This is a genomic window from Microcoleus sp. A003_D6 (assembly GCF_036702825.1).
Lineage (GTDB): Bacteria > Cyanobacteriota > Cyanobacteriia > Cyanobacteriales > Microcoleaceae > Microcoleus.
In genome coordinates this window covers 31,135-43,347 of the sequence record NZ_JAUBWA010000024.1, presented here as the reverse complement: position 1 = coordinate 43,347, position 12,213 = coordinate 31,135, and the positions used below count along the sequence as shown (strand labels likewise).

Genomic DNA, 12,213 nt, shown 5'->3' with positions numbered 1-12,213 from the left:
CATTTCCCAAAAGTTGTGCGATCGGTTTCAACCGCAGAACGATCGAGGGTATAGCCAAACCGGATTTAATTATCAAAAACTACAGAGTAATGAAATCGCTAGCAGTGAGAATACCGGGGGTAATATTGTTAAGCTTCGCCAACAATTGATTGGTATCCGTCACAGTAATCAAAGTTTGATTGTTGCTAGAAGTAATAGTGAGTTGATTGAAACCCAAATCAGAATTCAAGCCAATTAAATCCTCGCCCTTGCGGAAATCATTAATGATGTCGCTACCCAAACTTTGATTTAGGAAAAACACATCATTTCCCGAACCGCCTGTCAAAGTATCGTCCCCAACATCGCCGGAAAGGAAATCGTCCCCAGCACCGCCGCTGAGAATATCATTACCCTTGCCGCCGTAAAGCGTATCGTTACCGATGTCGCCGCAGAGCACATCGTTTTCATTGCCGCCCAACAGCAAGTCGTTGCCCTCACTGCCATCGAGACTGTCGTTGTCTTTGCCGGCGTAAAGCGTGTCATTTCCAGCTTTACCAAAAATTAGGTCTGCACCTTCATTGCCAAACACAGTATCGTTGCCGTTTCCAGCATTAATTGTGTCATTTCCTAGGTTGCCTAAAATGTAGTCGTCGTCATCTTCACCGAACAAGAGATCGTCATCTTTGCCTCCGAAAATGGTGTCGTTGCCCAGGCCGCCGGCAACAGTATCGCTGCCGAAATCTCCCCTCAAAAAGTCGTCGTCATCTCCGCCAACAACAGTGTCATTATCTTTGCCAGCGTAGATGGTATCGGTGCCAGAGTCACCTTGAATGAAATCGGTGCCTTCATTGCCGTAGATTAAGTCGCTATCGGCACCGCCATCAATGTTGTCACTGCCGCCCATACCGTAGAGAGTGTCATTCCGATCGAACCCATTAATTAACTCATTTTGGCTGCACCCCATGATGAAATCAGTACCGTTACCGCCGTTGATAGTTTGCTCTACAGAGTTGGGAGTAATGGTGGCAAAGTTGAATTCCGGAGCAGTGACTTCATCGAATAGGCAATCATCTGCGCCCGGTGTAGGAGTTGGAGTCGGCGCGGGTGTCGGAGTCGGTGCAGGTGTTGGAGTTGGAGTTGGAGTTGGCGCGGGAGTCGGTGTGGGTGCAGGTGTAGGAGTTGGAGTGGGCGCAGGCGCGGGAGTCGGTGTGGGTGCAGGTGTGGGTGTCGGTGTGGGTGTCGGTGTCGGCGTGGGTGTCGGCGTGACAGTACCGTTAAATTCGTAAGCGCCGATATCAACGATCGAACTTCCGTTACCATCACCATCAGCCGGGCGTGTCGCACCGCGCTGATCCGCAGCCGGCGCCCCCGCACCAGTACCGGTATCAATTGCCGGACTTCCTACTAGCAACGGCAAAACGAAAGCACCGTTGATATTTTCCAAAGGGCCGAGTTTCGGATCTGCGATCGTAATACTTGCCGTCGCATTATTGTCATTAGGATCGCCCGTCGTCAGTTTAGCAGGAAATTGCAGATTATTTCCCCCGTCAATTAGTGCCCTTCCAGTTTGGTATTTAACTTTAAAAGGATTGCCAGCCGTATTGCTATCAAAAATCGAATTCTTGACAGTAATTGGCTGATTCCCAAAAGTCGCAATACCGCCAGAATACTCTCCAGCAGTGTTCTTGGCTAAAGTCGAATTGACGATGTTAGTGGAAAAGGAATCTCTGTTGCCGACAACTATTCCCCCGCCCTGTTTAGCAGCAGTATTGCCGGAAAACGTACTGTTTACAATGCTGACATTTCCATCTTCTCCCAACCACAAACCGCCGCCGTTATCATCGGCTGTATTGTTAGCAAAAGTCGTATTTGTCACTGTCAAATCGACATTTCCGTGGCGGACTCCACCTCCCGAACCTCCACTTCCTGATGAATTTTTTACAGCTTTATTGTTAATAAAAGTGCTGTTTTCCAAAGCCACTTTATCTTGGAAATAACCAAATAAAAAGGCTCCTCCTCCTTCTCCTGTCCCGATATTGCCATCAAAAACGCTGTTGCGGATGACAATATTTCCGGCAACAGGGCCGGGCGTTGCATTGGCGCCGGAAGCATTAGCACCATCGACGTAAACTGCTCCACCAGGGCCTTTGTCTGTGCGGTTGCCGGTGAATTTAGAGTTTTCGATCGTCATGCTGCCCAACAGGTTATTAACAGCTCCGCCGTAGCTGCCTTTGTTGTTGGTAAATTCGCTATCTCTGATAGTCAGAGAACCGCCGCTTTTAGTTGCGATCGCGCCGCCACCGCGTTCGGTATTGTTAGCCAAAGAACCGTCATTGCCGCTAAACTTGCTGTTAATTACAGTTGTCGTGCTGCGGAAACCCGTGTAAATGCCGCCACCAAAACCGGCAACATTATTGTTGACTTCGCAATTTTCTAAAGTTAAAGTGCTGTTACCTCCCGTTTGAATGCCACCGCCGCTGCTAGTCGCCTCATTATTCGGATCGGTTCCAGAAACTTTGCCGTTGGCAACAATCAGGTTTTTTAGAGTAACATTGGTTGAACCTTCTGTGGAGATTACCCGCGAAGTGTTGTTGCCACTAATGGTTAAATTGCTAGCACCAGTTGCATCAATTGTCAAGTTTTTGTTGATGACAAGTTGACCGGAAGTGAGAGTAATTGTTTGGCTGGCAAGACTGGAGGCAAATTGAATGGTATCGCCGGCTGCTGCGGAGGCGATCGCACTTCTCAAGGAACCAGCCCCGCTATCATTACTGTTGGTAACGGTAATAGTTGCTAAAGTCCCTCGGTAATCTGCCATTACCTGTGGATTCAGAGCTAAGGGCGCTTCAATATCCCCTTTGGCAAACTCCAAATTCCAGTTACCACCGCGGCCAGTGCGATCGGTAGATGCAGCAATATCAGCCCCGGTTAACTCGCCCAGGCGATCGACAAAATCACTACCCGAACCCGCAGCAACATCGCAACCGTAAAGCACGATATCAGCTTTTTCGCTCAGTGCATTTCGCCAACCTTGCAACTGACTTTCATATTGTGGCAAATTATCCGAATTCAACGTCGCAGAACCAAGCTGCAAGCTGCCAGAATTGCCGTGAGAAAAAATGTGAACTTGGTCTAAACTTCCGCCCGCCGCAGCGATTGTTTGCAGTTTGGCCGTAATTTGCTCGACTCCGTTGCCATTTTTATCTAAAATGATTGTCTCTGCACCGGGAAGCACGCCGCTGGCAAGACTTTGATAGTCATCTAAGTCTGAGTCAATGAATACAATTGATTTAGGACGAGAATTGCGGATAACCGATTGCGAATCTATACTGGCAAAATTTGAACTCATTTCGCATACCCTATGAAAATGTTTGCTGTTTGCTGTAGATTCACCTTGAAAGCAGAAGGTGAGAGATGCTGAAGGCAGCACGCAGAATGAAGAACTCACCGATAAATCTGGGGATTTCAATTAAGGAGAAAAGTTGGTTGTCCTCCATGATTGAAATCCGGTAATTGTATCCGTATGCAAGTTTTGGTCTGTTGCGGCTGCGAGTTTTATAGCAATTAACCGCAGAGGATGTAATGCAAACACTCCTGGACGCAGAACCTCTATATTGCAGGTTTGCAATGTGCACCTCACCGATATAAGTAGGGAATCAAACCATTCATTTTTTTACCCTTAGTTTGGATAAATTCAGAAAAGATATCTGCGGTTGCGAATTCCTTAGAATTGCTTTAACTCGTACCTTATACCACAATACGCTTGGGTCAAGGAAAATTGTAGCAAAAATGTTGGGCGGAGTGAAACGGAGGGTTTGTTCCAATGGCCCAACCTACGCACGACCAGGTTTTTTAGCACTAACTGAACCGTATTGTTTTATACAATAAAATTCGCATTAAATGCTTGGTTAATTTAACCTGTTTACCCGATCGCAAAAAGTTCCTAAAAATCAGAAATTGAGTTTTTGAGAAAGCTTGCTTTATTCGGGCCGTGCGCGTTGTGAATCCTACGCGATGTTCCCCCAGTAGTAAGGTGCGCAACCCGCACCCTACCAGAGGCAGTTAGATTGTTACCTGAGTGAAATCGCTAGCGGTGAGAGTACCGGGCGCAACATCGTTAAGATTCGCTAACAATTGATTAGTACCAGTGACGCTAATCAAAGTTTGATTGTTGCTAGAAGTGATGCTGAGTTGATTGAAACTCAAACCTGCATTCAACCCAATTAAATCCTCACCCTTGCGGAAATCAGTAATCGTATCGCTGCCCAGATTTCGGGTTAGGAAAAACACGTCATTACCAGAACCGCCAGTCAAAGTATCGTCCCCAACATCGCCGCTGAGGAAATCGGAACCAGCACCGCCGGTGAGGATATCATTACTCTTACCGCCGTAAAGCGTATCGTTATCGGTGTCGCCGAACAGCGCATCGTTTTCATTGCCGCCGAACAGCAAGTCGTTGCCCTCACCGCCATCGAGACTGTCGTTTTCTTTGCCGCCGTAAAGCGTGTCATTTCCCAACAACCCAAAAATCTGGTCTGCACCTTCATTGCCAAACGCAATATCGCTGCCGTTCCCCGCATTAATTGTGTCATTTCCTAGGTTGCCGAAAATGTAGTCGTCCCCATCTTCGCCGAACAAAATATCGTCATCTTTGCCGCCGAAAATGGTATCGCTGCCAAGGCCGCCGGCAACAGTATCGCTGCCGAAATCTCCCCTCAAAAAGTCGTCGCCATCTCCGCCAACAATAGTGTCATTATCTTTGCCACCGTAGATGGTATCGCTGCCAGCACCGCCTTGGGCAAAATCGGTGCCTTCATTGCCGAAAATGGTATCGTTCCCAGTACCGCCGTCAATGTTGTCGTTGCCGCCCAAGCCGTAGAGGCTGTCATTTCCCCCAAGTCCGTTGATGGCTTCGTTAATGCGGCCGCCCATGATTAAATCGTCTGTATCACCACCGTTGAGGGTTTGGTCAACGGGGTTGGGAGTGACGGCTGCAAGGTTAAATTCGGGGGCGCTGATAGGTGCAGGCGTCGGCGTTGGCGCCGGTGTGGGTGTGGGAGTAGGAGTCTCAGTCGGAGTAGGAGTTGGCGCCGGTGTGGGTGTGGGAGTAGGAGTCTCAGTCGGTGTGGGTGTTGGCGCTGGTGTGGGAGTAGGAGTAGGAGTCTCAGTCGGAGTAGGAGTTGGCGCCGGTGTGGGAGTTGGCGCCGGTGTGGGTGTGGGAGTAGGAGTTGGCGCCGGTGTGGGTGTGGGAATAGGAGTTGGCGCTGGAGTAGGAGTTGGCGCCGGTGTGGGTGTGGGAGTCTCAGTCGGTGTGGGTGTTGGAGTTGGCGCCGGTGTGGGTGTGGGTGTGGGAGTCTCAGTCGGTGTGGGTGTCGGAGTCTCAGTCGGAGTAGGAGTTGGTGTGGGTGCCGGAGTTGGAGTCGGTGTCGGGAGGACAGTACCTCCGAATTCAAAAGAACCGCTGTCGGCGATCGCACCTGGAATGCTATCACCATCTTGAGGGCGAGTCACGCCGCGCTGATCCGTAGCGGGTGCGCCGGTGGCAATCCCTGTATCAATTGCCGGACTTCCTGTCAGCAGGGGCCTGACTAAAGCGCCGTTGATGTTTTCCAAAGGGCCGAGTAAGGGGTCTGCGATCGTCACACTTGCCGTCGCATTGACATCGCTTCCGTCATTGGGGTTTTTGGGCGGCCACTGAAAATTCCCTCCTAGATCGCTATATTGCGCGGTGACGTGTTGCTGAATTCCCCAAGGGTTTCCTCCGTTAGCCGCTGTATTGTTGGAAAAAATCGTGTTTTTGAGGCTGACATTATTGGCATCGGCGAAGATACCTCCACCAACCCAGCCGGCAGAATTATCGGCGATCGTCGTGTTGACAATAGTCGTGGGTGCACCAAGACTCATTGCACCGCCGAGTTTGTTGAAATCACCAGCAGCAAACGCCGTGGAGTTGCCAGAAAATGTACTGTTGGTAATCGTAGCAGGGGCATTGCGTGTCCACAGGCCGCCACCTTGATTGCCGGCTTTGTTGCCCGCAAAGGTGGTGTTGGTAATGGTCAATCCCTGGTTGGTGCTGTCGCTCAAAATCGTTACCGCACCACCGTTTCCATCATTTCCACCGTTGGGTAGCGGCAGAATTTCGTTATTTTGGAAGGTGGTGTTTTCCAAAATTACGTTGTCTTGGCTGCCGGTGAACAGATAAGCTGCGCCTCCTTCACCTCGACCTTTATTGTCTTGAAATACGCTATTGGTAATCTTAATTGTCCCGGAAGGCTCGTCAGTAGAACTGGCTCTGTCTGTGTAAATTGCTCCGCCAAAACCCCTTAAAAATGGATTATCTTGGTCTGTTGCGTAAGAGGCTGCGGTGGTGTCGTTGCCGATGAATCGCGAGTTGTCAATCGTTAGCTTGCCGTTTAAGCTGTTAATTGCTCCGCCGTTAATTCCTAAGTTGTTGGTGAAGTCGCTGTTGGTGACAGTAAAAGCTTTGGAGCTCAAAAAGCCGATCGCACCTGCACCGCGTTCATCGTTAGCGGCGGTGGCGACGTTGCCGTTGAATTTACTGTTGGTAACAGTCAGGGTATTGTTGAAATTGCCGAAAATTGCGCCACCGCCTTTATCGGCAACGTTGTTGTTGAACTGAACATTGTCTACTGTGAGGCTTACTTCGTCGGTTGTGCCGATCGCGCCACCTGTATCGGTGGTTTTGCCGTTGGTAACAGTGAGATTTTTGATAGCAAAACTCGTAGCAGTCGCAACGTTTGCATTGACAAAAAAGGCGCGGGATGCGTTGTTGCCGCTGATCGTTAAACCGGCTGCGTCGGCACCGTCAACGGTGATGTTTTTGCCAACGGCAATATCGAGTTGACCGCTGGTGAGCGTGATGGTTTGGTTGGCCAAACCGGGTGCGAAGGTAATTGTATCGCCGGCAACAGCAGATGCGATCGCAGCTCTTAAAGAACCGGGCCCGCTATCGCTATTGTTGGCTACGACGATCGTAGCTAAATCACCTCGGTAATTTGCCATCGCCTCCGGGCCCAAGGCTAAGTCCGATTCAATTTGACCCTTAGCAAATTCTAAATTCCAGTCGCCGTCTCGGCCGGTGATGTTGGTAGATGCGGCAACGTCAGCCCCCGTTAATTGACTGAATTTATCAACGAAATTAGCGCCTGTACCGGCTGCTACATCGCAGCCGTACAGCATGATGTCTGCTTGTGGAGCTAGTGAAGTTTGCCACTTTTCCAACTGGCTTTTGTATTGCTCTATGTTATCTGAACCCAGAGCGGCATTGCCCAGTTGCAGGCTGCCAGAACTGCCGTGAGAAATGATGTGAACCGAGTCGATCGCCCCGTTGGTAGAGGCGTATTTTTCAATTTCAGAGGTGATCTGTTCGATGCCGTTTTTGGTGCGATCGAGTATTACTACCTGCTGGCCCGGCAGCACTCCCGCTGCAATTGACTCGTAATCTTCCACGCCGGAATCAATGAAGACTAATGAACGCGGGGGCAGTTTTTCCAAAGAAGATTCTGAGTTGAGTTGAGCGAACGTAGAACTCATATTTTAGACTCCATTAATGGCATTACTGGTAGATACAGCCCCGGAGTAATCTCATCAGCTTTATTTGATTACATCTTAACACCTAATTTGGCGCGTGTGTCATTTTAATAAATATTTTTTTTATCCCGATCGACCTGCTGGCGCTTGTAGTGGCTGGGATTTTTTGCCGCAAGCGCTGGAGAATAGATAAAAAAAATTAGCGGGAACATTCAAATAAATTCCGCTTCTACCAGCCGATTTTTTTGCGGCTTTATGTGGCTAAATCTAGCATTATTTCAGCCGTTATAAAATGAGTCTAGGGTAATTAATCTGTTACGCATTTAAACCACTAACTAGGCCTGTAGGGTGCGTCAGCTAGAACGCTTACTATACATGGGAAACGCTTCTTTACTGACGCACCCTACTATCCTCCTTTAAATGCCGAACAGCTTAACCCCTCTTAATTATATGTAAAGCACTTATGTATAACCTCTATATGTAGGCTACGCAGGGCGCACTTTACCCATTTAAAACCGAGTTATATACATTTTGAATAATTAGATAGACAGCGAACATATTTCGTGTTCCAAAAGGGTGTAAATTGGTAGATGGCCCCCTGGAGTCAGACCGTCATTCGATTTTAGATTTTAGATTTTAGATTTTAGATTTTAGATTGACCTCACGGATAAATTCGGGGGCTTGAGGATTTTAGATTTTAGATTTTGGATTGATTCCACGGATAAATCACGTTGCCGGTACCATCAAGAAATTTTTGGTCATAAACTGACAGCCACTTTGTTTGTTTCGCTTATTCCTATTCAACCCACCTATCAGTTTCGCCTATTTCTGGGGCACTGCCATCCGCGATCGCACGGAATTTATATTCTGTATGTTTTCCCCCACAGCCCCAACTGCCCGTAATTACCGATCGATCCTGTATCCTGTAGGGTGACAGTAAAAAAAATTCAACTTTAGGCCCGTGCTTCAAACCCCCAATACTCATCAGTCATTCCCATCTAAAATCTAAAATCTAAAATCTAAAATCTAGAATGGTATGACAGTTGGTCGATCTGCCCGCAACTGCGCGACTCAAGATTCTGTAGCAGATGGCGGTTTCTTCCCTGCATTGCGGATATTAATAATCTTGCTGAGCGCCTCGAACCAAAAACTAGCTCCCATAGAAATAGCTACGCCGCTCAATATCCAACCAAACAATTTTGACATCAAAGCCGGCAAAAATAAATTCCCCTGCGTGTCTAGTTTTAACCTGTTCGGTTCGCTCCATCCCAAAGGCAGAGCTACATTATCCAAAGCTCGATCGACCTGATTTTGAACTTTTGTCAGACTTGTTACATTATCTAACTTCGTGCTAGCATTTTTTTCCACCAACTGCTTAGCGTACAAATTAACAGTCGATCGCAGCATCGAATCCTTCGACAACCGATTAATAATATTAATGCTATCAGCATTAGCAGCGACAGCGATCGCAGTTCCGAGCAAAATCGCCACCCCTCTGGCATTCCGCTTGTAAACGCCAGAAGCACGCTCCATCGATTGGTCAAACCAAATTTCAATTTCTTTCTGAAACCGCTGCAACTGCACTTGAGTATCTCCGCCGCCGCCTTCAGCGCGCTGCGCTAAAATATAAAGGCTGCGTTTCAAAGATTCTGGCATACCGTCCAAGGTTTCTTGAATTTGTTTGTAAATCGGACTGTCCTCTTTGTCCTCCATAATTTCTGCTACCGTACCCTGAGTTTTCCTAACTTTCCTAACGGTATTTAACAGATTGCTCAAACTCGGTTGCAGTTGCGATCGCAGCGCCTCCCGCTCAAATTCGCTATCAAAACTCGCCTTAACAAATGCCATTTGCCTCTGAAATTCTCTCCCTCCCAGCTCGGTTTCTGGTAGATAAACCTGAGAATCATTAATATAAAATCCTAGCTTCTCAGACATCCGATCCAAGCTGTTGTTCAAACTACCCAAATCGTTTTTATAATCTTCAACAACGCGATTAAATTCCGCCGTCAGCCAGCCAAATTCTTGCTCGATAATCGGTTTAGTAGACTCCGGCAGATTCAGACCCTCTCCAATGATTTGAATTTGTGCCAACTGTAAATCTTTAAATCTTTCCAATCGCGTTTTAGAGAGCGAGCGCATCAAAATAGAAATCTTTAAAGTATCTAAAAGGCTAGCAGAAAAACTCTCTGCGGGAATATAAGAAGGCCCACTTGATTTATTGCCGAAAACATTCTTAATGCCAGTAAGTCGGCGGCAAAAATCCCCCAAGCGGTGGGTCACAGAGCGGAATCCCTCTGAGAAAATCCCTTTCGCTGCCTGATTCAAATCTTTGATAATCGGATTGGTGTAAATCTCATTGGCTAAATATTCCACCCGCTCAAATTGCACCGAATCTTTTGCGCCTTCGCTGCCGCCAGAAATCAGCACTTCGATCGACTTTTTTAAATGTTCTGCCCGCCACTGCAAAACAGTAGCAATCAGTTCCTGAATTTCCGAAGCTAGCAAGCTTAACGTCAGGTAGATAAACACTAAGCCAATGATAATATCTATAATTACAGGCAAGTTCATGGTATTTTCCTGGTCGCAAATAACTGCTGTCTAAGTTTACCTTTAGTTTGGGACGCTAAAAACTCTATTAATTTATGTCAGAAATCTTTCCATTCCCGGGCCGCAAACCGAAAACTCGTTTGAATGACAGCTTTACAGACAAACTGTGGATGCTGGCTTTTCTGTTCGCTGCGGTGCTGATTTTCGGGCTGAATCTCGGCGGCGCGGCGTTGCGGGATTGGGATGAAGGCATTGCCGCGGAGGTAAGCCGCGAAATTTGGCGCGGCAACTTAAATTGGCTGTATCCGACGATCGGCTCAATGCCTTATTTGAACAAGCCGCCGCTGGTACACTGGCTGATGGGGCTGTGTTTTGCCGCCGGCGGGGTCAGCGAATTGACGGCGAGGTTGGTACCGGCGATGTTGACGGCCGCTTCAGTGCCGCTTCTTTACGCCATTGGCAGGGAGTTGTTTCCCAGACGGTCGATCGCCATTTTTTCGACTTTGGTTTACCTGACGCTGTTACCGGTGGTGCGGCACGGACGTTTGGCGATGTTGGATGGGGCGGTTTTGTGTTTTTTGCTCGCCTCCGTGTGGTGTTTGCTGCGATCGCGCCGCGACTTGCGCTACGCTTTGGGGGCGGGGATTGGGTTCGGACTCATTTGCCTGACTAAGGGCCTCATGTTGGGGCTGCTGCTGGGCGCGATCGGCTGTATTTTCCTGGTTTGGGATACCCCGCGACTCCTCACTTCTGGGTATCTTTGGGGCGGATTGGCGATCGGAACTTTCCCGGTAGCTGCTTGGTATTTTGCCCAGTGGCTGCACTACGGTCAAGATTTCATCAACGCTAATTTAGTTAACCAATCTTTCCGGCGCATTTTGGAACCTGTGGGCGATCACAAAGGCCCGCCCTGGTATTATCTTTTAGAAATTTTAGAATCAGCTTGGCCGTGGCAGTTATTTTATCTGCAAGGGCTGTATTTTAGTTGGGAAAATCGCAATTTTCCCGGGCCCAAATTAGTATTGGTTTGGACTGGAGTATATCTGCTGGCTATTTCTGTGATGAATACTAAATTGCCTTGGTATGTTTTGCCAGTTTATCCAGCTTTTGCTCTAGCGGTTGGCAGTTATCTCGCTGAAGTTTGGGAGCAAATGTCGCTGCCGCCAGAGCCGGTAAAAGATGAAGCCGAAGAACATTTTGATGCTATTTCTTTTTTGCCTCATCCCGCGATTTTGGCAGTGCTGGCTCTAGTTGCTGTCGTCGGCTGCGCGTATTTCAGTGGCTGGGTACGGATCGGGGGACAAGTTGCGCCTCCCCAGCGAGATTTGCAGTTAATTCTGATGTTTGTAGCTTTGACAATGACAGTGGCGGCAGTGTTGCTGCACCGCAAAGATCGGCAGTTTCTATTAGTTTTAATTTGGGGAACTTACGTCACGCTGTTAGTATTTGTCGCTTCCGATCACTGGGTTTGGGAACTGGCAGAGGATTATCCGGTTAAGCCGATCGCCGAAATTGTCCGCCAAGGAACCCCAGTCGGTCAGGAAGTCTTCACATCTCACCGCTTGCCGCGTCCGTCGCTGAATTTTTACAGCCAGAGGCAAGTTATTGTCGCCGACGGGCCGACGCTCAAACAGAAATGGCAATCTCTCCCTCAACCTTATTTTCTGTTGGAAAAACCGGTTCTCAAACATCTAGCTTTGGATAACGCTGAGGTTGTCAAAACTGTTGATGATTGGGTTTTGGTCACTCGAAAATAAGCGATCGCGTGTGTCCAAATTATCGTAGATACTGTCTGGTGCGTCGCTATCAACAATCTACTTGCCTGCGCTGGAAAATTTCGCAGCGACGCAGCTTGCAAGATGAATCTAGTCCGCTAGTTGCCTCGATAGGGACACAACAATGTTGTGTCCTGTGTTGGCCAATGGAGAATTGCTATATGTTTGCGGTATCAATCGAAATTCCGTGCAATACAGAACCTCAGTAGGGACACAAAACACAACAATGTTGTGTCCTGTGTTGTCGGCAATTGAGAATTGCTAGATACAGCACTTTCTTTAGTAAGTGAAGTACAGAGAAACCGGGTTTCTTGAACAAAACCGATTTCTGGCGAAAAATCCAGAAGAAACCCGGTTTCTG

Annotated in this window: 5 protein-coding genes; 1 reads left to right on the top strand and 4 read right to left on the bottom strand. The window is 48.1% G+C overall.

The window, feature by feature from the left end; all coding sequences use genetic code 11:
- Positions 1-79: 79 nt before the first annotated feature.
- The 4 genes from QUB70_RS09585 to QUB70_RS09570 all read right to left on the bottom strand — a co-directional run bounded on the left by QUB70_RS09585 (position 80) and on the right by QUB70_RS09570 (position 10,098).
- Positions 80-3,328, bottom strand: a complete 3,249-nt coding sequence (locus tag QUB70_RS09585; protein ID WP_332979897.1) for a DUF4347 domain-containing protein — start codon at positions 3,326-3,328, stop codon at positions 80-82.
- A gap of 713 nt (positions 3,329-4,041) precedes the next feature.
- A complete protein-coding gene (locus QUB70_RS09580; RefSeq protein WP_332979896.1) occupies positions 4,042-7,533 on the bottom strand; it encodes a DUF4347 domain-containing protein in 3,492 nt (1,163 codons plus the stop codon).
- A gap of 793 nt (positions 7,534-8,326) precedes the next feature.
- Positions 8,327-8,515, bottom strand: a complete 189-nt coding sequence (locus tag QUB70_RS09575; protein WP_332979894.1) for a hypothetical protein — start codon at positions 8,513-8,515, stop codon at positions 8,327-8,329.
- Positions 8,516-8,601: 86 nt separating this feature from the next.
- Positions 8,602-10,098 carry a hypothetical protein gene (locus tag QUB70_RS09570; protein WP_332979893.1) on the bottom strand — a complete coding sequence of 499 codons (1,497 nt, stop codon included), beginning with the start codon at positions 10,096-10,098 and terminating at the stop codon, positions 8,602-8,604.
- 74 nt (positions 10,099-10,172) lie between these two features.
- Here QUB70_RS09570 and QUB70_RS09565 point away from each other — a divergent pair, with 74 nt between their 5' ends.
- The gene (locus QUB70_RS09565) at positions 10,173-11,834 is read left to right on the top strand and encodes an ArnT family glycosyltransferase (RefSeq protein WP_332979891.1); all 1,662 of its coding nucleotides are present in this window, start codon (positions 10,173-10,175) and stop codon (positions 11,832-11,834) included.
- The last annotated feature ends 379 nt before the right edge of the window (positions 11,835-12,213 follow it).